16 protein-coding genes are annotated in these 24,164 nt (G+C 53.9%); 14 read left to right on the top strand and 2 right to left on the bottom strand.

The features are described from left to right. Nucleotides 1-161 precede the first annotated feature (161 nt). From M0D68_RS20030 to M0D68_RS19985, 10 genes are all read left to right on the top strand, one after another. On the top strand, nucleotides 162-3,113 hold the full coding sequence (locus M0D68_RS20030) for a type VI secretion system Vgr family protein (protein WP_266225107.1): 2,952 nt from the start codon (nucleotides 162-164) through the stop codon (nucleotides 3,111-3,113). Continuing rightward, nucleotides 3,113-5,578 (top strand): phospholipase D-like domain-containing protein, encoded by a 2,466-nt coding sequence (locus M0D68_RS20025; protein ID WP_266225105.1) that lies wholly within the window; start codon nucleotides 3,113-3,115, stop codon nucleotides 5,576-5,578. Before M0D68_RS20030 ends, M0D68_RS20025 begins: the two co-directional genes overlap by 1 nt. Then, nucleotides 5,575-6,618: a T6SS immunity protein Tli4 family protein gene (locus M0D68_RS20020; RefSeq protein ID WP_266225103.1), complete on the top strand. Its 1,044-nt coding sequence runs from the start codon at nucleotides 5,575-5,577 to the stop codon at nucleotides 6,616-6,618. The genes M0D68_RS20025 and M0D68_RS20020 overlap by 4 nt, the downstream gene beginning before the upstream one ends. A gap of 146 nt (nucleotides 6,619-6,764) precedes the next feature. Continuing rightward, entirely contained in the window at nucleotides 6,765-7,799 is a 1,035-nt protein-coding gene (locus tag M0D68_RS20015) for a T6SS immunity protein Tli4 family protein (RefSeq protein WP_266225102.1), read from the top strand. Between the two features lie 342 nt (nucleotides 7,800-8,141). Next, nucleotides 8,142-8,735, top strand: a complete 594-nt coding sequence (locus M0D68_RS20010) for a T6SS immunity protein Tli4 family protein (protein WP_266225101.1) — start codon at nucleotides 8,142-8,144, stop codon at nucleotides 8,733-8,735. Between the two features lie 39 nt (nucleotides 8,736-8,774). Then, complete coding sequence (locus M0D68_RS20005) at nucleotides 8,775-10,220, top strand: IS1182 family transposase (protein ID WP_266225100.1); 1,446 nt, start codon at nucleotides 8,775-8,777, stop codon at nucleotides 10,218-10,220. Nucleotides 10,221-10,930: 710 nt separating this feature from the next. Beyond that, nucleotides 10,931-11,287, top strand: a complete 357-nt coding sequence (locus M0D68_RS20000) for a nucleotide pyrophosphohydrolase (RefSeq protein ID WP_266225164.1) — start codon at nucleotides 10,931-10,933, stop codon at nucleotides 11,285-11,287. A gap of 78 nt (nucleotides 11,288-11,365) precedes the next feature. Continuing rightward, nucleotides 11,366-12,823 carry a DUF2075 domain-containing protein gene (locus M0D68_RS19995; protein ID WP_266225098.1) on the top strand — a complete coding sequence of 486 codons (1,458 nt, stop codon included), beginning with the start codon at nucleotides 11,366-11,368 and terminating at the stop codon, nucleotides 12,821-12,823. Between the two features lie 469 nt (nucleotides 12,824-13,292). Continuing rightward, nucleotides 13,293-13,535 carry a SymE family type I addiction module toxin gene (locus tag M0D68_RS19990; RefSeq protein ID WP_266225097.1) on the top strand — a complete coding sequence of 81 codons (243 nt, stop codon included), beginning with the start codon at nucleotides 13,293-13,295 and terminating at the stop codon, nucleotides 13,533-13,535. A gap of 445 nt (nucleotides 13,536-13,980) precedes the next feature. Continuing rightward, complete coding sequence (locus tag M0D68_RS19985) at nucleotides 13,981-15,435, top strand: hypothetical protein (RefSeq protein WP_266225095.1); 1,455 nt, start codon at nucleotides 13,981-13,983, stop codon at nucleotides 15,433-15,435. A gap of 220 nt (nucleotides 15,436-15,655) precedes the next feature. Here the strand turns inward: M0D68_RS19985 and M0D68_RS19980 are convergent, their stop codons facing one another. Next, a complete protein-coding gene (locus M0D68_RS19980) occupies nucleotides 15,656-16,768 on the bottom strand; it encodes a restriction endonuclease, SacI family (protein WP_266225163.1) in 1,113 nt (370 codons plus the stop codon). Then, on the bottom strand, nucleotides 16,728-16,952 hold the full coding sequence (locus M0D68_RS36630) for a helix-turn-helix domain-containing protein (RefSeq protein WP_367619319.1): 225 nt from the start codon (nucleotides 16,950-16,952) through the stop codon (nucleotides 16,728-16,730). The genes M0D68_RS19980 and M0D68_RS36630 overlap by 41 nt, the downstream gene beginning before the upstream one ends. A 131-nt stretch (nucleotides 16,953-17,083) precedes the next feature. On the opposite strand from M0D68_RS36630, the gene M0D68_RS19975 reads away from it, so the two are divergent. The 4 genes from M0D68_RS19975 (at nucleotide 17,084) to M0D68_RS19960 (ending at nucleotide 23,528) form a co-directional block, all read left to right on the top strand. Beyond that, nucleotides 17,084-18,331: a DNA cytosine methyltransferase gene (locus M0D68_RS19975; protein WP_266225093.1), complete on the top strand. Its 1,248-nt coding sequence runs from the start codon at nucleotides 17,084-17,086 to the stop codon at nucleotides 18,329-18,331. Between the two features lie 1,054 nt (nucleotides 18,332-19,385). Continuing rightward, complete coding sequence (locus M0D68_RS19970) at nucleotides 19,386-20,171, top strand: hypothetical protein (protein WP_266225091.1); 786 nt, start codon at nucleotides 19,386-19,388, stop codon at nucleotides 20,169-20,171. A 10-nt stretch (nucleotides 20,172-20,181) separates the two neighbouring features. Beyond that, nucleotides 20,182-21,270, top strand: coding sequence for an AAA family ATPase (locus tag M0D68_RS19965; protein WP_266225090.1), 1,089 nt, complete (start codon nucleotides 20,182-20,184; stop codon nucleotides 21,268-21,270). Nucleotides 21,271-21,290: 20 nt separating this feature from the next. Beyond that, nucleotides 21,291-23,528: an alpha-ketoglutarate-dependent dioxygenase AlkB gene (locus M0D68_RS19960; RefSeq protein ID WP_266225089.1), complete on the top strand. Its 2,238-nt coding sequence runs from the start codon at nucleotides 21,291-21,293 to the stop codon at nucleotides 23,526-23,528. Nucleotides 23,529-24,164: the final 636 nt, after the last annotated feature.

Genomic DNA, 24,164 nt, shown 5'->3' with positions numbered 1-24,164 from the left:
CACAACGGCGCTGCACTACTGCTATGCCAAACGCATATTCAGAATGTAGGAGTGAAATCGTTTTTATCCTTGCTTGATATAAGTTAGCTGGTTGATTTTTCTGAATTTTTGTAGAATCCCGCAGAGCGCGGCGGCGCAATTGACAACAAAGACGAGGCGGTATGGGAGCTCAGGACATAATTGGGGCAATGACTGGCGGGCTCGTTCAGAGCGACCGCCTGCTGAAGCTGGATAGTCCGCTAGGCAACAACGTCCTGCTTCCGCAACGCGTTGTCGGTTATTCACGGATTGGCCGCCATTACGAATTTACGGCCGACGTTGTTTCCACTTCGGATACGATCGAGCTCAAAATCCTGATTGCCCAGCCCGTTACGTTATGGATCCAACAAAGCGATAAGTCTTATCTGCCTCACCAAGGCTACGTGCACACGGTACGACGTCTAGGATCAGATAGCGGACTCACGAGTTATCAGATTGTTTTTGCGTCATGGATGCATTTCCTGCGCTTTCGGAAAGATGCGCGAATCTGGCAGGATAAGTCCGCCGACGAAATACTGACCGACGTCTTCAATATGCACCCGCAGGCACAAGGGGCATTTCGCTTTGCATTGAGCAAACCCCTCCCCTCGCGATCGTTCTGCGTTCAATACGAAGATGACTGGAATTTTGCCCATCGGCTGATGGAAAACGAAGGGCTCTTCGGCTACTTCGAGCAAGCCAGCGACGGCAAGTCGCATACGCTTGTTGTGACAGACACTCTCGATACACTCCAGCCACTTTCACCGCAGACTGTCGACTTCTATCGAGCGGGCACCAACAGTGAAACCAATGCGCTGCTGCAGTGGTCAGGCACGCGCACATTGCAAAGTACGACGCTCACCACCCGCACCTTCGATTACAAAGCCCCGGCTTCATCGGCCAATCCGAAGGGTACGAACATACCGACGTTGACTACGCAGGGGAATTTGCCGCAGCAAACAGAAGTATATGAATACACCGGCGCCTACACCTACGGCGACCAGGATCGGGGCGATCAACTGTCGAAGATCCGCATGGAAGAATGGGAGTCGCGAGCAAAGCGCTTCTCCGGTTCCGGCGGTGTGAGACAAGCGGACGCCGGTCGCTGGTTCGAGCTAGACAATCACCCTGCCCATGCTACGGATAGCACCCAGAACCGGCAATTTGCCATTATTGAGGCTGCATGGTTCATTGAAAACAATCTGCCGGTGTCCAGCCAGTCTGCCGATTTCCCGCACAGCCTGAAAAGTGAATTGGCTCAAGTCCGCGCAAATCATGCGCCTCCGACCAACGCGCTGACGATCACTCACCCCGACGGCAGCGAAGGCTTCTTCCTCGTTGAAATCGAAGCGCAACGCAAGATCGTGCCGTTTCGCAGCCCGCTTGAACATCACAAACCAACGATGTATCTGCAGTCGGCCATTGTCGTTGGTCCGGCCAACGAAGAGGTGTACACCGACCAGCTCAACCGTATCAAGGTGCACTTTCACTGGGATCGTCTTAACGATGGCGACGAAAAAGCGTCGTGCTGGGTGCGGGTCGCCATGTCTGATACGGGTGGTGGATATGGCGGTGTCCATGTGCCAAGAATCGGTGAAGAGGTTCTGATCGATTGGGCGGGTGGCGATTGCGACAAGCCGCTGGTAACAGGTCGCATATATAACGGCGCGACGCAACCGAATTGGCATTCCAACGGCATCCTGTCAGGATACAAGTCGAAGGAATATCAAGGCAGCGGCTACAACCAGATGGTGATGGATGATGCGACGGGCCAGAACCGTATGCAGTTGTACAGCAGCAGCACGAATGCGCATCTGCACCTGGGCTACCTCATCGCACAGACTGACAACACGCGCGGGGCATATCTGGGCAGCGGCTTCGACCTGAAGTCCGATGCGTACGGCGCAGTGCGTGCCGGCCAGGGCCTGTATGTCACGACCCACCCGGCAAGCAACCAGCCACTGGATGCGCGTGAAGCGAGTGGACAACTTGTCAATTCGGAAAGCGTGATGGAAGCGCTTTCCGATGCCAGCACCACGCACCAAGCAGAAGGCCTCAAGGACGGTTACGACTCACTGAAGTCATACACCGACGCGACGAAGAACAGCGTTGCAGGTTCCGCGTCGGGTGGCAACACTGCGGGCGGCGGCACGGGTAATGCGAACGCGTTCAAGGAGCCCGTCATGTTGTTTGCGAGTCCTTCCGGCGTTGCCCTGTCCACACAAAAATCCATTCACATCGCTAGCGATGCACAGACAAACTTCGTGAGTGGCCAGAACACGCATATTGCAACGGGTAAATCACTGATCGCCGGTATTACGGAAAAACTTAGCCTGTTCGTTCAGAACGCAGGAATGAAGCTCTTTGCGGCCAAGGGCAAGGTCGAGATGCAAGCGCACGCTGACAATATTGAGCTGACGGCGCAGAAGACGATAAAGCTGCTGTCTGCAACGGAAAAAATTGAAGCGGCTGCGAAGCAGGAAATCCTGCTGACTTCCGGCGGAGCATACATCCGCATGAAAGGCGGCGACATTGAGATTCACGCGCCGGGAATGGTCGATATCAAAGGCAGTCAGCATTCGTTTAACGGGCCCGTCCGCAAAAACTATCCGTTGCCGAATTGGCCGCAACCAGAAACACAAGGGCCAGTGAAATTCAACATGCTTCTGGCAGACACGCCAGGCCCGGATGGCTACCCCCATATCAACACAGCATGGCGCATGGTCTCGGCACCGACGGCGGACGACGCGCTCATGTCCTCCGACATGATTCTGACCGGTCAGAGCGATGCTAGCGGCAAACTTACCCTTTCGGACGCCGACGAGAAAACGTTGCACGAGGCATATAACAAATCGCCGGGGCAAATGTGGCTCGTCTACGCGGGACAAGTACGCTCATTGTCACTGAACCGAGAATCGGATAGCTGGACTGAGAGCGACAAGTTTTACGAAGCAATCGACGCCATGGGCTATAGCGACCAAACGTTTTCCGCTCAACAAACTGACGTTGACCAGTCCTTTGCTCAATGGGCGCGGCAAGAGTTACAGGCACATAGTGGAGACGCTGTGCTGGGCAAATTGAAAGGAGATGCTTGATGGCCGACGTTGTCGCTCGCGAAAACCCCACAGGCAAGCTCTTTGATGACGATATCCTGTCGCTCAAACAGATTGTTGATCATGCGGGAACTCCGTACAAAGCATTTGCGACAGAAAACGTGTGGGTGGGCGTGGGACAGCCGTTTTCCCAGCCGCGAACAGGGAATGCGCTAAAAGCATTTACCACGGGAAAGGCCTACTTCAGCGACCTTGCCGCCGCCATTCAGGCCGCCGCTAACGTGATCTACATTGCCGGCTGGCAGGTGAATTGGGACGCTGAACTGGAACAAGGCGTGCGTCTTTTCGATGTTCTGCTGAAGGCCGTAAAGGCCAATGCGCAGCTCAAGGTTTATGTCATGCCGTGGATGCATTCGCCGCCCATGCAAACCTATGACAATCAAACAAAATCTGTCCTTGAAGCTATCAATGAGATTGCTGGGCGCACGTGTGTGTGGGTCACGCTTGCAGCGTCTCTGGCGGACGACGACCGTAGTTTCTTCAGCCACCATCAGAAACTCATCGTGATCGATGAAAAGACGGCCTACATTGGCGGCATGGACCTAGCTTATGGACGTTTTGATGGCGCGACCTATGATCTGAAGGCGGACGCTGAAAACCGGCAGGCGATGAATCGCTACAACGGCTGCATTCCTCATCTGGGACATGTCCCGAAGGACAATCTCGTCGATCCTGACCTGCTGACCGGTATGGTGGATAACCGTCCGACACTGTGGGGGCTTGTGCCGTCCAATCATAGCGACACGCTGAAGAAGATTGAAGGGGGCTGTTATCAGATTGCATACGGGGATGAAACACCCTATGTATCCGCTACGATCCACCCAACCGGCCTACCCTCCAACGACGGGACGCTCGACGCCAGCAGGCAACCCCGCATGCCTTGGCAGGACGTGCATTTTCGTATTGACGGACCGTCGGCGAACGATGTGGCGCGTAACTTTGTTGTGCGCTGGAATAGCGAAGGCGGAGGTAAACGGGCGCATTTGAATCTGCCGCCTGAGCCAGCCCCGTTGACCGGTGGGTGCAAGGTTCAGGTGCTGAGGAGCGCGCCTGCCGCGATGCGCCAGGCTGAATTCAATGGTTCGAGCAGTGCCGACGAGAAATCTCAACCCGCACCTGATGGCAAACAATGCGAAATCGCATTGGCGATGCGTAATCTCATTACCAAGGCCACCTCTTTCATCTATATCGAGAATCAGTTTTTTGTTTCTGGCTTTGGCACTGAGCATACAGACCCCAATACGACTGCGCCTGACGTAACGTCTCAACAGCCGCTATCCGGTCCGGCAGTTCAGGTCAAGAAGCGAGGGTTTGATCAGTGGGCAACCAGGCAAAATTCACATCATCCGGAGGAGGCGCCTAAGAATTTCATCTGTGAACTGCTGGGTCATCGGATCGGACGAACGATCATGTCCGGTGTGAAAGAACATTTCCACGTCATCATCACCTTGCCGGTGCACCCGGAGGGCATGTTGAACAACGCAAGCGTCATGACGCAGGTCCACTGGACGATGCAGTCACTCGTGTTCGGCTCCTTTAGCCTGCTGAATCGCGTCCGGCGCTTCCTTAAAGCCAAAGAATTGCGTGATGGGAAGGTTCAGGACTGGAGCAAGGTGCTGAGCGACCCGCACGACACACGGTATGAGGACGTCGACATCGAAAAATGCCGCGAATACGTTACGCTCCTGAACCTGCGGAATTGGACCAAGCTGGGTGAGCGTTATGTGACGGAGCAGATTTACGTGCACACCAAGATGATGATTGTGGACGATCTGTTTGCTCTGGTCGGAAGCGCAAATATCAACGACCGAAGTCTGCTGGGCTCGCGAGACTCTGAAATCGCCGTTCTGGTAGCGGATAGTGCAATGGAAAAACACAATATCGATGGAAGTGGTCACGTCAAGGTGACCCGGAAATTTGCACGAAACCTACGGCAGGAAGTGTGGAAGAAGCTGTTCGGCATCACAGGTAACGTGCGGCCGGCGCACCAATTGATGGGGGCGATTGATCAGCCCGCTAATCCGGCGAACTGGAAGGCGATACAGAAGGCGGCTGATGCGAATCAGAAATTATATGAAGCAGCGTTCAGGTATATACCCAGGAATACGTTTGCTTATGATAAGGATGCAGACTCCGCACGCCCTGCTTCGATCTGGCCTGTCTGGGACTCCGCGCAATCGAGGCAGATGGCGTTGATGCCATTTGAAGATGGCTTCTGGAAAGCTGCACAGCATGAACCTGAGGCGGAGAACGCGTTGTCGGCCACCAAGGGATTTATCGTATCGCTCCCTATCGAATGGACGAAGGGCGAAAACAACAACTTAGGCTTCGCAACGTCATTGGTCGCGGACAACACGCCGGCCGCCGGTGCTATCGACGATAGTGAGAAAGCTCAACTATCCAAGAATTCCTCAAACAATGGTCAAGACACTACGAGTACTTCATGACCTTAAACCGCCACATTTGGCACATTCCTCTCTGTGTATTACTTATTCTTTTACATCGATCTGGCGAAGCCGAGACTGTGCGTTTAGACACGTACGGAGAATGCGTTGGTCGCTACGAACTGTCACTTCCAGGAAGTGTCGACTTCGCAGTAACTACCCCTGAAGCCCTCTTCAAGGAAACTCCGCATTCGATTCGATTCGAAGACGGAGAGGAAGCACCTCATTCTGTATTTTCTTACAACGGTGTTTTCCGCGTCACTTGGCAGGTCCCAGAGACGGATTTTAATAGGCGTGTAGAGGCGTTGCGAAAGAAGATGGCGCCGCCCAGCGCCAAAGCAAACGAGACCAATGACCGCTTCGAACCTTATGATCTGAAACGCACCGACCTTGTAGGATGGAAGGTGCAAGAAGCTGCTGGATTCGAAACTTACCAAGGTGGTCGAATTTTCAGCTTTAAGGATTTTGAGAACCATGACACGCCAACTGCTCTGCGAAAAGTTGCCCGAGTTGCGTCTGGGTTCAAGAGTCGACAGCCCTATCAAATTCCGTCTGGAGCCGGCGTTTGCCTACCTTATATTTTCATTGCCGACGACGGCATGGATGATTTCAGGAAAATTGGCGTAACGATGCGATTGAAGGATCACCCAGACGTCACAATTTTCTTCTTGGATACAAAAGCTTTACCATCGGATCCCAAGCTGACATCCAAACAGAATAACGAGTTCGTTTGGGGCTATGAATACGGAATCGGCAAGCGCATCAAGCTTAACGGCTTGACGCCTTATCGGGCCGTCAAGCTGGATGGCCGCGAGGGCGTCGCGACATCCGCGACCATCACACGCGACGATGACTCTACGGACTATGGGTATCTGGCCACAGTGCAAGGCGACCCAAACGCACCAGTTGATACACCCGACCTGCTTCTTCTGGTCGAGAGAAACGCGAAATATGCGAAGGGGAATCCTCCTGTATCGGCCGAAGAGCTTGATCAGATAGCGGAGGGCATCGCAGCGTCAATCAAGCGACGGCCGACTCGATAGCGATAACGTGAGTTTGATCACAAAGAGACTGCGTGAACAGCTGCGATAGGAGGTTATGTTGAATCGAATCAGGTTCCAACATTCACTGACGCCTATGAACAAAGTGCATACGTTTCCGAAGTAAGCAAGAGCCGGAAAATTAGCTGATGAGACAGTTCAAAAGCCGATGGAAATCGATTGGGTTAGTGTCGACGATGTGCGCCATGCAATTTATGTCGTCTCACGCTATGACCAACGCACACCAGGAATGCGTCGGTCGTTATGAACTGACCATTCCTGGTGACGTTGACGTCGCTCTGACCATCCCCACAGCGTTCTCAAAGCCGCAGGAAAATCCAATCCGGTTTTCAGATGACCAGCCAGCAACGCACTCTGTTTTTATCTATGACGGCACCTTCCGGATAACCGGAACGATGTCGCGTGCTGACTTCGGTTCAATCTTGGGCGGGATTAAGACGCGAGTTTCCTCAAGCACAGCGTCGACGGACGAGAACACCCGGTTTGAAGCGATACCCGCGGGACGCCCGGATTCATTTGCTTGGGTTGGACATCGTGCCGCCGGATTCTATATCTACGAGAATGGCCGAGCGATTAGCTTTCGTGAGTCGTCCTCAGACCCTTCTGCTGCAAGACAACGTACCGAAGATGTCCTGAAGGGTCTGGCAATCCGCCACGCCAACGAAATCCCCAAAGGCGATGGCGTATGCCTACCGGACATGTTCATTGCCGATAGCGGGAACGACTCCGCGCGCCAGATTGGCGTAACTTTTCGCTTGAAGAACCACCCCGACGTCACGAATTTCTTCCTCGACGAGAAGGCATTGGCTGCAGATCCCAAGCTAACGTCCAAACAAAAGAGCGAGTTCGTATGGGGCTATGAATACGGGATCGGCAAGCGCATCAAGCTTGATGGTCCGATGCCTTATCGGTCTGTCAAGCTCGATGGCCGCGAGGGTGTCGCGACTTCAGCAACCATTACGCGCGACGACGACTCGACGGACTACGGGTACCTCGCCACGGTACAGGGCGACTCCAGCGCGCCGGTCGACACACCCAATTTGCTTCTTCTGGTTGAAAGAAACGCCAAGTACGCGAAAGGGAATCCCCCCGTATCTGCGGACGAACTCGACCAGATAGCGAAAGGGATCGCGGCATCGATCAGGCGTCGGCCAATTCAATAGCGATGCACGTACAACGCCTGATGAGTATCGCTAAACTAAAACTCGGAAAGCGATCCTTCGCGCTCGGTCTTCATTTTTTTTTCCCTTTCTGCTTTCTCTGAGGGCACCACGCCCCCGGCCAAGGAAGAATGTTTAGGAAGATATGAGATCACGCTACCCGCGGATGTAGAGGTCGCCCTGTCTACCCCTGACAGCTTGCGCGATGACGTAAAGGATCCGATACGGTTCAGCGATGGCCAAACTGCTCCGCATTCAAAATTCATCTATAACGGTGGGTTTACTATCACCGGCAGCGTGCCGCGGAGATTATTTGACGAGAGGGTTGCGCCAATGAGAAAGTCGATGCAACCGAAGACAGGATCTCAAAATGCGAGCAAGTTCCGTCCCTATCCTATCGCGCACTCCGATGCATCAGGTTGGATAGGAAAATCATCAATTGGATTTGATCTCTACGCCGGCGGCCGCATTTTCTCCTACATCGAAACCAGCTACACCGGCATGAATGCAGCTCAGCAACACGTTGATAGCATCACAAACAATTTTTCAACACGCTCGTTTTTTGAGGTACCCACAGGTGAAGGGGTGTGCCTCCCCTATGGCTTCATAAAGGACGATGGAAGCGATGTAAATAGACAAATCGGGGTTACATACAGGCTCGTGTCCCATCCTGATGTCACTATTTTCTTTCTCGACGAAAAGGCATTGACTGGCGACCCCAAGCTAACGTCTAAGCAAGAGAACGAATTCGTGTGGGGCTATGAATATGGAATCGGCAAGCGCATTAAGCTACATGGCCCGATGCCTTACCGATCGGTCAAGCTGGACGGACGTGAAGGTATTGCAACTTCCGCAACCATCACGCGCGATGACGACTCGACGGACTATGGGTACCTCGCCACGGTAGAAGGCGACCCAGAGTGTGTGAAAACGCGTTGATCGCCTAAACTGAATCAACGCACTGAGACCGGGTGACTCATGAAGCGATTCGTTGAAGGCGATGACCGCAAGCAGGTCGCACTACTTCCCGAATGTGTCGATGACTACATCGGGCAGGACAACCCGGTCAGGGTGATAGACGCCTTCGTCGACGAGTTGGACCTTGCGGAACTTGGTTTCAACGGTACCACGCCAGCGATCACCGGCCGCCCGTCCTATCATCCAGGCGTGATGCTCAAGATCTATATCTACGGCTACCTGAACCGGATTCCTTCGAGCCGGCGTCTCGAGCGTGAATGTCAGCGCAACGTCGAGCTGATGTGGCTAACGGGACGTCTGGCTCCGGACTTCAAGACGATCGCAGACTTTCGCCGTGACAGCGGCGTAGCCATTCGCAACGTATGCCGGCGTTTCGTCGAACTGTGTCGCGGGCTGAAGCTGCTATCCAGCGACATGGTGGCCATCGACGGTAGCAAGTTCAAGGCGTCAAACAGCCGCGACAGGAACTACACGGCAAGCAAGATCGACAAGCGTCAGCAGCAGATCGAGGAAAGCGTGCAGCGGTATCTCGACCTGATTGAATCCGCAGACCGAACCAGTCCAACAGGTTTCGACGTGAAGACCGTTCGCCTGTACGAGAAGATCGCCCGCCTGCGCCAGCAGATGCGTGAACTCGCACAGATCAGGAAGCAGTTAGGAAAGCAACCGGACAAACAGCTGTCGATGACGGATCCGGACGCACGATCCATGGCAACAAGTGGAAGAGGTTCCGGCATAGTGGGCTACAACGTTCAGGTAGCCGTAGACACGAAACATCACCTGATCGTGGAGCATGAGGTAACTAACGTTGGAAACGATCACGGACAACTCAGCAAGATGGCGGTGTCTGCGAAGGACGCGATGGGCAAGCCGAAGCTGAAGGTTGTTGCTGATCGGGGTTACTTCAGCGGCCCGGAGATACGGGCATGCGATCTGAACGACATCAGCGCGTACGTTCCCAAGCCGCTCACCTCTGCATCGAGGAAGAAAGGTCTGTTCACCAAGGCCGACTTTATCTACGTGGCAAGAAGCGATGTGTATCGATGCCCTGCTGGCGAGCGAGCCATCCTTCGATTCACGACCGTCGAGCATGACATGAACCTGCGGGTTTATTGGCCCAGCGCCTGCCCGCGTTGCCATCTCAAGGAACGATGTTCACCGAGCGACTATCGTCGCATCCGACGGTGGGAGCACGAGAACACACTGGAAGCCATGCAGCGCCGGCTCGACCGGAAGCCCGATTCAATGACTATCCGCCGAAGTACTGTCGAGCATGTATTCGGTACGCTCAAGCACTGGATGGGTCCTGCACACTTCCTGACCAGGACGCTCAGGCGAGTGAGTACGGAGATGAGCCTTCAGGTGTTGGCCTATAACATGAAGCGGGTGATGAACATACTTGGCGTTGCGGGGACGTTGAAGGCCATGAAGATGGCCGGAAGCTAAAGCCCCGGGGGGCTTTGTTGCGCTCGCGATGTTGGACTAGTGAAAACTCGCCGTATCAAACTCGATCGACCTGACCGGCAATCGCCCGCTTGGCGGCAAAAATGGAGTTTCCACACACTCTGGACCCTAACGCGCCGGTGGACACACCCAATTTGCTTCTTCTGGTTGAAAGAAACGCGAAGTATGCAAAGGGGAATCCTCCTGTATCGGCGGAAGAGCTTGATCAGATGGCAAAAGACATTGCGGCATCGATCAAGCGACGGCCAACTCAATAACGTTGGGGCGAGTTTGATGGCTTTCGTGGACCACTGGATTCCCAGAAGCCAAGCCTTGATAACGAGAACCCACAACGCCTCAGCACAGGCTGTTGCCCAAGGCTCGACCGGGTGACCTCCGCTCGGGAGATGGACGAGTTCGGCTTGCGTCAGCGAAGGAACGCAAAGGCGGTCATCAGTCCGCTGTCTCGAACAGGACGCGACGGGGCCAAATTTGTCGCCTCTACTTCATCACCTCAAGACACGCACCCACGCGTCCAATTAAATAACGTACGCATCAACCCATCCGCTCTTATATCATCACCGCTTATTGAGATACGGACGACGCGACCCACTCGAGAGGGGACGTCTCTAGTGTCCTATTTCACCTCGCAAGACCGGCCCGATTATTTGTCCCCAGCCGCCTGGGAAGTCATCACCCGAAGAGATTTTGATATGCAAAGTGACCTCGCTAGCTTGCGCGACCTTGTTCGTCAGTTTGCGGATGAACGTGACTGGGACAAGTTCCACACACCGAAGAATCTGGCGACAGCTCTGAGCGTCGAGGCAAGTGAGCTACTAGAGCCGTTTCAGTGGCTCACCACCGGACACAAGAGCGAACTGGATGAGGGTAAGCAAACCGCCATTCGTCACGAAATGGCGGACGTATTGCTCTACCTCGTCCGCCTTGCAGACAAGCTCGATGTCGACCTCTATCAAGCCTGCTTGGAAAAAATGGATATCAATGGGGTGAAGTATCCCGCCGAAAAAGTCCGTGGCGATTCGCGTAAGTACTCCCATTACCAAGACTAAGAATCAAACTTTCGCGTGTAGGGTTGACCAATCAGGGCGTCATGCTCGAATCCCAACTACGGATGAACTCGAAGCGTATTGACCGCTTGCTACGCGGACGAGACTCCGATTAAAGTCGCTGCTTGCGCCTATTTACACAACTACCATTCGCATCCAGCTGATCCGCTCCGGGCGCCAAAATTCTCGACGCTGCTTGAGACAGCACCGACGTTCAGCGCCGACGACATAGACGAGTTCGTCAAGTTTCTGGTGGATCGGGTTGGAGGTGGCGACGGTCTGGAAGTGCTGCGTCGCATGGAAGAAAATCGCTATCGCCCTAGCAAGAAGCTGATGGACTATGTGGCGTCCGTGATCAAGAACAACCCGGAGTACACGCTGCTTGACGAGCAGCAGGTGGCATTCGACGCCGTGATGACCGCTGCGCGTCGCGGGGTGCATGACCGTCAGAAGCAGATCATCATCATCAAGGGTGGCCCAGGCACCGGCAAGTCTGTGCTGGCGATCAACCTAGTCGCGAGTTTGTTATCAAGTCACTACTTGACGCACTACGTGACCGGCTCCAAAGCGTTCACTGAAACGCTGCGGAAGATCATTGGTCCACGAGGTCAGGAGCTGTTTACGTACACGAACGGCTACGTAGACGCGCAGCCTGATTCGGTGGACGTGCTGGTCACTGACGAAGCACATCGTATCCGGGACGTGAGCAGCAATCGCTTCACGCCGGCGAACAAGAAATCCGGCCTGAAGCAACTGGAGGAATTGATCGCGGCCGCACGTGTTTCGGTATTTTTCATTGACGATCATCAGGTCGTACGCCCGAGGGAAATCGGCTCCGTCGCCTACATTCGGGAGTACGCGGAGAAGCACAAGTGTGCGGTGTACGAATCTGAACTCGAGACACAGTTCCGCTGCAACGGCTCAGATGCGTTTGTTCGCTGGATAAACACGATGTTGAGCATCGATGACCGTCCGCGCTTCGAATGGAACGATCACGACGCTTTCGATTTCCGGATTTTTCAGTCTCCGGAAGCGTTGGAAAACGCGATCAAGGATAAGGTGCAAGCGGGCGCGACTGGCCGGTTGGCGGCCGGCTTCTGTTGGCCTTGGTCCGATCCTAACAAGGACGGTACGCTTCAGGCCGACGTCGTGCTCGGAAACTTCAGCCGTCCGTGGAACGCAAGACCCGATTCGGGGCGGCTTGCTGCAGGCATTCCGAAATCGTCGCTTTGGGCGTATCACCCGAACGGGATTAACCAAGTCGGGTGCGTGTATACCGCCCAAGGTTTTGAGTTCGACTACGCCGGGATCATCTTCGGACAGGACCTGCGCTTCGATCCATCTCAAGACGCGTGGGTGGGGGATAAGACAAAGTCGCACGACTCGACTGTGAAGAAGTCGAAGGACGACTTTACACGACTGGTTAAGAACACATATCGTGTTCTGCTCTCTCGCGGCATGAAAGGCTGTTACGTCTGCTTCGCGGATGCTGAAACCGAGGCGCACTTCAGAAGTCACGTTGCTGAGGCATTGCAGTAAGTAGCATCTTGGGGGGCACACTGGATCAGTTCGTCTCCCCGGCGCCGATAACGCATCACGCACTCTTAACTGGTACTTCGCAGGCGCCCCTTCCGACTGGCGCGCGCGAGCGTCGCTCGGGCTTCGACTTGCTCAATCTGAAGCGGCGTCTGTCAGGGCGAGTCTGTCTCAAACCTAGCGATGGAGTGTGAGTCCTGTTTTGTTGTTCATCGAGCGTTCAAGGCTGTTGCACAACCTCCGACAATGCGTGAAAATACATCGGATGCCTAATAACATAATTGATGATCGCAACGCGTTACGTTCATAAAGCATCACAGAACGATTGGCTCGTTGGATGGTAGACGAGGACGCGAAGGCGCCGAACCGAGCATCAAGGAGAACGAGGAAGGAGATGAAGCGCGGGACGCATGGGCTGCCACCCACACGACCCGCTGACCACAAACAACCCTACGTGTAATAGGAGTTGATCATGGCTGACGCCAATCATAAAGCAGTTGCACCTTTAACCCAACGCATCTTGACCATTTCGGCACAAAGACGCCCGCGACCGATGAAAACGTTCGCGCCGGATCACGTCAAGTTTTTCGAAGACTTGCCGCCGGCGCCGTGGATTCGGTTATCCGGACGTTGGTTGGAGGAGGCTGGGTTTGAGATTAGCGGGCGGATTCGCGTGGAGGTGGAGAAGGGGCGACTTGTTATCACCCCGGCATAGTTGCTCTATCAACGACAAACCGGGATACGCCGGTTTGTCGTGCCCCAATCAATTACCGTGCAAGTCATATGCTCTTCGTGCATTTGCACAGCCTGGGTGTGCCCGATGACCCTAGCCTGGGCAATGCAGCTAAAAGATGTGTGGATAGGTAGCTTCTACTGATGGTAAGAGCGCATCCATTGCTCAACGCCCCGTTTCGATTTTCCAGTAGAGCTGGATTCAACCGCCGGTGTGCCGAGGCTCGGCAGTAGGAACTGCCGTTGGTTTAAATATTCGGCCAACCCTGCACGATTCAAAATTCGCGTATATGCTGTCGTCCGACAGCTAGGAAATTATTGTGAGGAGGTCGACCAATTGTTCAGGTTGGATCAACTGAACATCGCGCCGGGCTATCACTTCGCATTTTTGATTCCTCGCTAGCAAAACAAGAACTAGCGAGGGGCAAATGAGAATTAGCGAAATTTTCGGTCTCGGTGTCGGTCAACGTGAACTGGATTTCATAGACATTGATCCCGCCCAAGATCTCCCTGTTTTCCTTGATCCGCATTTTCTGTCATTGCGTTCGGAGAGGTTTTCGATCGAAGCGACCTCAAGCATTCGGAGCTTCTTCGGTCGACTGCTTGATTCTATACGTGCCGACGACGATGTAACGGCGTTGGAGCTGTTGCAATATTTGCATGAACCAAACGAGACTTGCCTCGGATTATCGCGTGGGGTACCGGATGGCAGGGGCTTGGGAGCCATCGACGCGACGAAACTATTGCATAGCCTCAAGAATAGTCGAGCTGTGCAAACTGGACTCGTTGAACATATCGAAGATGTTCGGATCTTTGTGCAGGGCGTGGACAAAGACAAAATCTCAGATATGGTTACCAATATAATTCGGGGGCAGTTAATAAAATATACAATAAATCAATGCGATATCTGGGGAATTCCTCTGCTAGACAATATCGATTCCGGTCCATACTGGGACCGCGTGCTTGGCGAATGGACAAGTTCCTACGAAAAAATGCTTGTCGTTGACAATAAAAAGCTGCTGTTGGTTCCAAAGGGTATTGTCTCTTATTCAAAGAAATATTCTTCCTCGCGTTTTCATCGCTACGGAATTTTACCGTTCTTGCAACACGAACATCTTCGACTTAATACTGCACTAGTTAATCGACATATTTCAAAAAGCGGCAAAGAGAGGGTGTGGGTAAACAAGTATGATGTAGCTAAAGAAGTGACGCCAGATAAAGACGATATCAGTCAGTTTACTGAGCGACATCGGGAAATATTCCATCGTTTCAAAGCTGAGGAATCAAAACTGGGGCGCGGGTCTCTCTCCGACGACGCCTTTAATCCACCGCTAACCCTTGAGGAGACTGTGGACGGTCTTCGTGACGCGTTGCGATCAGTCTCCCGCGGAACTGCGGAGGCAGATCGTTTTCACAAGTTAATAGTAGCGATCTTGGATTTTATATTTTATCCAGATTTAATTGCACCGTCTGCTGAGGTGCGGATAAATGAGGGAAGAAAGAGAATCGACATCGTCTTCGAGAACGCTGCTGCAAGCGGATTTTTTAATCGACTACACCAGGTTGCGCAGATTCCCTCTACGTATATTATTATCGAATGTAAAAATTATATGAAGGACCCCGCAAACCCGGAGCTTGATCAACTTGAAGGGCGATTCAGTATTAATCGAGGGAAATTCGGCCTACTAGTGTTTCGCGATGTAAGCGATGAAAATTTGATTATTCAACGATGCAAGGACTCTTGGCGAGAAAGGCAAAATCTCATTTTGCCTATCACAGATGCGTGTCTTGAAAGAATGCTGTTAAGAAAAGTGGAGAACCCAAGCGACTCCCCGTACGAAGACGAATTGCGGACGTTAGCGGATAAGATACGACTGGGCTAGCTTCTCATGCGCGATTAACGAGTCATGTAACCGGCATATGCTGAAGCAGTAGCCGGCCCGCCAATGCGGAGCGACCGGAATTGGCAGCGTCCAGCGGCCCTGCAAAGGGAGAAGACACCCCATTGAGAGGTGCTTCGAAGCCGTTTTCAGGATGCGCCACCTTGGGAAACTGGAGAGTTATCCAAAGGCCCGATGCTGGACCATCGGGCCTCACAATCGGTCACTGCGTTAGCTCGTGCCATCGCTCAAGGGATTGCTGTGATGCTTGCACTGCAACTAGGCGGGCATCGATGTACTCGATCGCATGGCTAGCGGCATCCGGTTTCGGGCTGTTTGCCCAAAACAGAACTTGCTCTACGAGCGCTGGCCAACCACGGAATACCGTCATGCCCATTCCTAGTTTGGCAGCCCAAGCGGAAATAGCGTGCTGATCAACATGTGGTTGATGCGCCGATACCATCACCACCGCCCCTTCCCGAACACCCATCTGGGCGCATTTTTGCCCGAAGATAAAAACATCCGCGGTCGAAACTGGTTTGTCGCGTACTTCGATCGCTTTTTCCCAGTGGTCACCACCGCCTGCAGGGCGAATGCAAACGTCGCCAGGATTGTTTCGACTGGGATCGTGAATTCCACCACTCGTGACGCGGTCAGGTCCGACGCATGCATCGAACAGTCCAGCGACGATAGCTTGTGCACGCTTGCCTCGCTCAGAATCTTCTCTAACAAATTCTTCGATCACCGCTGGGAGGCGATCCACCGTGATTGTGGCGCGAGTCCCACGGACAGCGTAGTGGGGCACGTAACGGGACCGTACGGCTATGTAAGCACAGAGCGCTCGCCAAGCAGTCGCTTGGTCGCAAGCGGTCAAGTCCGCAACCAGAGCTGCGGTGCAATCGTATGCCGGTCGTCCTCCCGCGGACACTGGAGTACCGTCGCCAAACGATGTCATTCGAAAGTAAGGTTGATTATTTAGCGGCTCCCGTCCGTTGACGCCAATGTTAAACGCCAGCTCCGCTGCGAGCGGCACGAGGACGCTATGACAAAGGGTTCTCGCCGAGAAGCTGTGCTCGTTGTCCTTTTCTGCGTGTTTGGGCTTGATGGCATACAGGTCCGCAGCGGGGTCGACCGCTTTGGCCAAGATGACGGCGCCGAGAAACGCGATGTGAGTTCTCGCACCGCCTTTCGCTTCGCATAGTTCGGAAAGGGTCTCTACTTTCCTCACCCACTCGTTGTCCAGCACTCCGCTTTTTGCCTCAACGCATGCTTGGCGGAGTAAATCCCTTGCTTGATTATGGTTCATCGCTATTAAAATTCCCCGCGTCTGGGTCACGCAGCTCAAGAAGATCACCGGGACTACACTCCAATACTCGACAGAGCTTTTCCACCGTGCTGAGCCGAGTGTTGTACTCCGGACGAGCGGCCAACGACTGGAGTGTTGCGACAGAAATACCAGTACGCTCCGCGATGGCCTCATAGGTCAATCGCTGCCCACTTCGTTTTCGGTACGCCTCCATGGCCTCTCTGAGCTTTACGCAAATCATTAAATTTGTATTGACAATACAGTTTATTTGGGTATGCTACGGTTAGCGGTAATTTCTGTCGCCGCTAACCGTACAGTATCTAACAGATAGGAAAGACGCGAACAATGTTGAAGACGATCAGCCTCTTTTCGGGTATCGGTGGCCTTGATTTTGGGTTTGAAGCGGCAGGCTTCCACACCCGCGCAGCTCTGGAATTTGATCGTTTCTGTTGTCGTACTATGCGGTTGAATCGACCGTCGTGGTCGGTCATCGAAGACGACATTAACAATGTCACGTCGGAAGAGTTGCTTAGATTGGCAGGGCTAAAGCCAGGCGAGCCCGACATGCTCATCGGCGGGCCTCCATGTCAGCCTTTCTCAAAGTCCAGTTACTGGGTCCGTGGGGATGCACTGCGTTTGGACGACCCGCGGTCCAATACGTTGGCTGCATATCTGCGCGTCCTGAAAGACACTCGTCCTAAAGCTTTCCTCCTTGAGAATGTATTCGGCCTAGCGTACCAAGGGAAAGATGAAGGCTTGCAACACTTGTTGCGCGGCATCGAACGGATCAATCGAGAAGTTGGCACGAACTACGAGGTTTCTTGGCGAGTTGTGAATTGTGCCGAGTACGGAGTTCCGCAGATTCGCGAGCGCGTCTTCATGGTTGGTTCTCGCGAGGGCCGCAAATTCCAATTTCCGGCCCCTACTCACGCAAAACCTGGGAACAACGATGGAGATCTCTTTAGCTCCTTGGAGCCCTTTAGGACCGCATGGGATGCGCTAGGTGATCTACCGGAGCCACTGTCTCGGGAGGGGCTCGAGATTGGGGGGAAATGGGGAGATCTTTTGCCGAGTATTCCGGAGGGCGAAAACTATCTTTGGCATACGGAGCGAGGCGGTGGAAAACCCTTGTTTGGTTGGCGCACTCGCTATTGGAGTTTCCTGCTTAAATTGTCGAAGCAATTGCCTTCATGGACAATACAGGCCCAACCCGGGTCCGCAATCGGACCTTTTCATTGGAAAAATCGACGTCTCACGTTCGCTGAATTGTGTCGCCTTCAAACGTTTCCGGATGGTTTAGTGGTTGACTGCGGGCGAACTGAGATGCAGCGCATGCTCGGGAACGCGGTACCGTCTCTCATCGCCGAAGTTCTTGCGCGCGAAATCCGGCGTCAGTTTTTTGATCAGCGCCCGAGATTGGCACTCCGGCTTATACCTCCTGCTCGAGATTCAATACCATTGCCTGAAAAAGTAACGGGAATCGGGTCGCAGTACCGTGTTTTGATCGGAAAGCACGCGGCTCATCCTGGCACAGGGAAAGGGCGATCTGCCGCTCGAGTCGTGGCGCCGGACGTTGAGGTCGAGGTGGGTTGATGTGTTTTTTCTCTTGCCGTTTATGCTGAGCCTTCCTTGATCGCTCGGTAGTGTATGCATTTTGGGCGGTCAAATAGTTATGGACAAACAGTAAAGCCAGCCGAACTCGGCTGGCTTTTTTGTGCGTGCGAGGATGAATGCGCACAGCAGGAAATCGCAATCTGTACTGCGGCATCAAGTGTGTAGGCAGAGCAATACCCCGAGAAACCGGGTCTTACAGGATAAGGGTTTGCGACCGAGGCTGAACGCATAATGCAAGAATAGTTGACGCATAAGCTGAGAACGACCGCCTAAGGTAATCCCAGACGCTCTTGGGGGCATGCGCCAAGAGTGGTCCTATCCCATCAGCAGCCGTCACTCAGGTTCCTGTCTGCGCCAACAGCGCTGCCCACATGATTGCAAAAAGATGACTTGATTCACAACGGGGTCATGCCTGCATCCGTTGCCTAGAGCTTCTTTGCCTTGCAGTGCTTGGCATCCATTCTGAATCGGTCGAGGCGGGCGACTCGTTCGCCTTTTGTCGCCGGGCCATTGTCAAAAATTGCCTGCGCGGCTGCCCATAGCTAATCCTGTCAAATAACAATTTTCTCGACCTCAGGCTAATACTGATGCTCTTGCTGCGTATTTGGATACAGACATAGAGCCAAACTCCGCATGGCGTTCCTTTTGATGGCCGAGCGATTGCTGACGCAAGCGCCCTGTACGTTACGCTCGGCGGGAGACGTCGTTTCTCGCCGCCCGCAGCTGCCGTCAGTCTTTATATTTTCGAACTCGCCCGCCGGGAGAATGTATGCAATGCGCATCGTGAGATGCAAGCGCCCGCCCAAGAAATGGTCGATTTGGAAAGAATTTGATGCCATCAGCATAATATTTGGTTGTGCGCCTAAAGTTATATAGAAGTCTGCCGTTGAAATGCTGCGCATTGGCGTTAGAACCGTATCGCCGCACGATGCTATACGGATAATTCAAGTTATCACATCGAGCGCCGGCCTGAAAAGAAAATCGACTAAGAAAAAGTGAATGGTGATTTGTGAATAATTGGCTACGAGATGCGATGTCTGAGGTTATTGACAAGCGAATACATGACGACGCACGAACCACGAGCGCGACGTACTTAGGGTGGCCGCGCAATCGAATTTTTCGTGATGTCATCGGTGGTGGTCAGGCCGATTTCGATTCTGGTGTTGGACATTTGACTCCGGATGACCGCGCGCTCTTATACGCAAAGTACAACCAGATACGACATCTCGATGAGCTGTCCCACGCCTTCAGGCGTTTGCTGGGAGATAGCGAAAAAATTCATCGACCGACTTTGATTGATGTCGGCTGCGGTCCATTTACCGCTGGACTCTCCTTTGCGGAGTGCTTTGGCGTGCATGGACCTTTCCGCTATTACGGCGTAGACCGAGCTCGCAGCATGTTACGGCTTGGCTGCTCGCTCGCTCAAGAGGCGAAGGACCGCGACGCGATGCATCCTCAGACATCGCTACTTTTTGAGCAAAATCTTGGGGGCCTCGATTTCGGTCCCGCACGGGGTGAGTGGACGATTGTCGTCGCTTCATATTTGCTTGCCAGCCCGACCGTTGACGCACGGGCGCTCGTGAGTGACATCGTTGTGGCGCTTCAACGAGTCGGCCCAGGGCCAGTTGCTGTCCTGTACACCAACAGTGCAAACGAGTTCGCGGACGCCAAGTATCCCGAGTTCCGCGATGCCTTTGTCGAAGCTGGATTTCAAGTGGAGGCCGATGCGACGGAGCTCTTTACCGACACCTCCAAAGAGCCCAAACCCATCCATTACGCTCTGTTGTGTAGACCAGAACGGACCACGATACTTGTGTAGGGGTTTTTGAATGAAGTTGCCAAAGTTAGACGAACTGTTTCCAGAGCAGAAAAAAATTCAGTTCCACGAAGAAGACGAGAATCTTTTTGTAGCTGGCCCCCCCGGTTCGGGGAAAACAAGTCTCGCCGTTTTCCGAGCCAAGTACCTGAAGGAACTCGGCAAGAGCGTAGTCGTCGTGACGCGCAATAAAATGTTAGCCGCATTGACGTCGCAGCTTGACGGCAATGGCTTGAAGACGTACACGATGAATCAGTTCGTGGGGACTGTCTTCTACGCACGAACCAAGCAGACGTTGCCGCAAATCGTACCATTCGTCTACCACTGGGATGCCATTCAAGCTGCATCGGCTGCTGTCCAAGGCGCCCCTGACCTGGACCACCTCATTATTGACGAGGGCCAGAATCTACCTGCGGCTTTTTTCAGATGGGCAGTCCCATATGGGGCAAAAAACCTAACGGTGTTCGCGGATGAGGACCAGACAACTGATGCCGAGCGTTCATCCTTTGCCGACATATGCAATGCAGGGATGCCCGCTCCGATACGGTTGACCGCGAATCATCGAAACACGGCTGAGATTGCTGCGGTCGCCGAACATTTCCATCGTTCGAATTTACTTCCGCCGGCAATCGTCCAGCGGCGCAGAGGAGGCGAGACTCCGCGCCTTGAGCGATATCAAAGTTGGGATGACCTTGTCGGACAGGTATCGCGCCGTTTCACAAACCGCGCTCAAGTGATGGGGGTAATCGTGTATCGTCGTGAGGAGGTGCTTCTGGTACGTGACAAGCTGAAGGCTGCGCTCCCGGCTGACGCTCGCGTCGAAGCGTACGTAAGTAACGGGACCGACCTGCCCAACAACTTTCGCTTGCTGGAGCCTGGTGTAACCATTATGAGCAGCGAGTCTGCAATTGGGCTGGAGTTCGATGTTGTATATTTGCAGGATTTGCACAGGTCGTTGCCGTGCGGCTCCACCGAGGACTTTCGTCGCATGTACATGCTGTGTGCGCGAGCACGTGATAGCCTCATTTTGGTAGATGGGCCAGATGCTTTGAGCCTAAATCAGATATCGCAACTTCCGGGCCCTGCTTTACTTTCCAGATGACAAGACAAACTGACGCTCAATTGGACCTGCTTCCTGTTGAGGGCGATGCTCACGCTCCCCTCCGTTTGGGAGGAGATGCTCCAACGCGCTTGGCGTTTGCGCTCGACAGTATGGATTGGTTGCGCTTTTTGGCCGATGAGTGGTGGGTGCCTAGTGATGGCGAGAGCGGTATCCGCTTGGGCGTTGAGGCTGTCTGCGGTGATTCGGCGCAGAGGGGCTCGCCTGTCGTTGTCTGGGTAGACTCGCGCCTTCTTCCCGCGCTGAGCGTTGCTATACATGGAAAGAACGGTTGGCGTGAAGGGACGACGAAGGAAATCGTTGCTGGAGACACTGAGATTCATTTGTCAGGCCCGATTCCCCTCGCGGCAGTGACGGCCTTCTCCGTTTCCAGTGAAAAAGGCCGAGCCCGGCTGATGGCAATGAGCCAGAGTTACAGCAATGTCGGACTGTCTTTGCAGCCTATCGAAGTGCGGGCGGCCAACCTGTGTGCCCCAGCACCGGGTGAGCCACCGATTCAAGGCCGGTATTGCCCCCCTCGCAAATGGGACGCCATTCGAGGTGCTGCTGCGATGGCGCTGTATGCGGTTCCACTCATCGACCCGTGGCTTGATGTATTTTGCGAGTCGCTTTCGACTGATAGCCCACACGAAAGTGCTGCCACAGCTCTCGGGGCCCCGTGGCTTGCTGCGCCAATGTGGGAAAGATCGCCGCGTAACGTGGCGACTATGCCGCTCTGGGCATCGATATGTGAGATTCTTGGCGCCGTTAGTTACAGGGACGAGTGGCGGCCCTCCGAGCTAGTCGACACAATTGTCGAAACGGCCATCGACCTAGGAGCGAATGCGGGGAAGCTCGACGAATTGCGCGAGCACACCCACGCACTTTTGCTCGACAGAGTCTCCATCGATGCACGGCGAGCGCAACATGACCCGCTGGGTCTGGCGCTGCAGCTCGTATTGCTTCGCCCGACGGTAGACCAATATGTGACTTGGTTGGAGGACCAACGGTCGATGCCACCGGCAGTATGGTGGACTGGGGCGATGCTCTCTGGTCTGATAACTGGCCTTCGTGACCTTGACCCGCAGTATCGCGGCCCGAGAACTGCTCGGGAATTTTTGGCGGTCCGTACATGGCGGCTGTTCGGTGGCGACGGAGCGACTGCCAGTTGGCCGGACCTGTACGGTGCGAACTTGTCGTGGGCACTGTCGGGTGAAAAGATTCAGTTCGCAGATGACACACATGCATGGGCAGAGCGTAAGCCCAGCCGTCGTGGGGAATGGTTCCGTGCGAACTTTGATGACTTGCGTACGTATCAGGCCGCACTTGAACTCTCGAAGCGGATGCAGCCGTCGACATTGCGCCGTTGTATTCGAATTGCCGACGCTGAGCTTCCTTTCTCAGGTGGCGGAAAAATCAGTGTCGATAAAGCTGGCACCAAGCTGAAGGTAAAGGGCTCCGTGAATATTGCCCTGAGCAACAAGTTTTCGTTTGAAGACGAACTGGATGTAGACCAGTTTAGAGACTGGATTGTCGTTGGAAGTGTTGCCGAGTCTCTGCCGCCTGTGCCCGAGTCTGGCCTGCCCGCTGTGAGCGATACGATTGCTGCTGGCCACGTCGACGACTCGTCATCACAGGACGTGGCGCATAAACAAGCGCTCAGCAATCCCGACGACCCGCCGGGGCTGTCATTAGTTCCGGATTTTATCTCGCAAGGCGAGGAGCAGTTTCTGCTCGACCAGATTGACCAAAGCGTGTGGCTTACCGACCTTTCTCGCCGTGTGCAGCACTATGGTTGGAAGTACGACTATCGAGCAAGGAGCGTGGAATCAACTTCCTATCTCGGGCCCCTTCCAAAATGGGCAGCTGAACTCGCAAACAGATTGGTAAAAATTGGGCTCGTCAGCGAAAAACCTGACCAGGTAATCGTAAACGAGTATGTCGGGAATCAGGGAATAGGAAAGCACGTCGACTGTCCAGAATGTTTTAACGGCCCAATCGTGACTGTAAGCCTCGGAGAGTCGTGGACTATGCAGTTCGTCGAGCGCAACGGCAGCAGGAAGGTCGGCAAACTCCTGCCGCGTTACAGCGCAGCGGTTCTCGATGGCGAGGTTCGAAGTAACTGGACGCACGAGATTCCGAAGTTGAAGAAAGAAGGTTCAGTGGTCCGTGGCCGTCGAGTTTCGATTACGTTTCGCAAGGTCATCCCCAAGAACACGAAGCCGAAGCGCCAAGCCCGACAAAAAGTCATTAAGTCGTAGGTGCATCAGCCTTATGTCTTCTGCGAGACGCACGGCGTCGGACGCGACCGAAACTTGTGCTCCCGCCTGTTCAATTTTCGGCAGCCGTGAGATGGCCATCCGGAGCCGTGCCGAATATTCTGAAGTAGGATAGGTCGGCGCCAGACACGAGCTTGATAAGTGACCTTTTCCAGCAAACGCTTATTATTCCGGCAAACTTCACACCGTGCAACGACCCGGCGATTCAGGCGGCACCGCCGCGTGTATTACGGCCATGAAGTTGATGGGCGCGCCATTCTGACCATGACAGTTGGGGCGGCATTATCTACCGTTGCAGTGCATGCGCGACGACCCCATACGCGTCCACGAGTATTCCCCGCGATCTCTGTCAGAATGTTGTCGATGCCATCAATCGGGTCTAGCAAGCCGCCAAAAGCTATCTTCTGATTCTGTCAAATTGGACCGTCTCCACCTGCAGATACGACGTCGTGCCAACTCAACCGTCACCGATGTCGCCAAATTTCACGTTTTGTCGACATCGGATTGGAGGGCAACAGCCCATCCTCTCCTCGAAATGTTTCCGAGGTGGTGTCCGACGAAGAGTTCTCTGTAAATCAGAGCAATCAATGAAAAAGACCCATAAATTTCTCAACTTAT

This window comes from Paraburkholderia sp. SEWSISQ10-3 4 (genome assembly GCF_030464785.1).
Taxonomy (GTDB): domain Bacteria; phylum Pseudomonadota; class Gammaproteobacteria; order Burkholderiales; family Burkholderiaceae; genus Paraburkholderia; species Paraburkholderia aspalathi.
This window is presented reverse-complemented; position numbering and strand designations above follow the sequence as displayed.

Bases quoted from the DNA above. Each gene is read 5' to 3' on its own strand.
- M0D68_RS20030 (WP_266225107.1), top strand. From the start codon at position 162: ATGGGAGCTCAGGACATAATTGGGGCAATGACTGGCGGGCTCGTTCAG.
- M0D68_RS20025 (WP_266225105.1), top strand. From the start codon at position 3,113: ATGGCCGACGTTGTCGCTCGCGAAAACCCCACAGGCAAGCTCTTTGAT.
- M0D68_RS20020 (WP_266225103.1), top strand. From the start codon at position 5,575: ATGACCTTAAACCGCCACATTTGGCACATTCCTCTCTGTGTATTACTT.
- M0D68_RS20015 (WP_266225102.1), top strand. From the start codon at position 6,765: ATGAGACAGTTCAAAAGCCGATGGAAATCGATTGGGTTAGTGTCGACG.
- M0D68_RS20010 (WP_266225101.1), top strand. From the start codon at position 8,142: ATGCAACCGAAGACAGGATCTCAAAATGCGAGCAAGTTCCGTCCCTAT.
- M0D68_RS20005 (WP_266225100.1), top strand. From the start codon at position 8,775: ATGAAGCGATTCGTTGAAGGCGATGACCGCAAGCAGGTCGCACTACTT.
- M0D68_RS20000 (WP_266225164.1), top strand. From the start codon at position 10,931: ATGCAAAGTGACCTCGCTAGCTTGCGCGACCTTGTTCGTCAGTTTGCG.
- M0D68_RS19990 (WP_266225097.1), top strand. From the start codon at position 13,293: ATGGCTGACGCCAATCATAAAGCAGTTGCACCTTTAACCCAACGCATC.
- M0D68_RS19985 (WP_266225095.1), top strand. From the start codon at position 13,981: ATGAGAATTAGCGAAATTTTCGGTCTCGGTGTCGGTCAACGTGAACTG.
- M0D68_RS36630 (WP_367619319.1), bottom strand. From the start codon at position 16,952: ATGGAGGCGTACCGAAAACGAAGTGGGCAGCGATTGACCTATGAGGCC.
- M0D68_RS19975 (WP_266225093.1), top strand. From the start codon at position 17,084: ATGTTGAAGACGATCAGCCTCTTTTCGGGTATCGGTGGCCTTGATTTT.
- M0D68_RS19970 (WP_266225091.1), top strand. From the start codon at position 19,386: ATGTCTGAGGTTATTGACAAGCGAATACATGACGACGCACGAACCACG.
- M0D68_RS19965 (WP_266225090.1), top strand. From the start codon at position 20,182: ATGAAGTTGCCAAAGTTAGACGAACTGTTTCCAGAGCAGAAAAAAATT.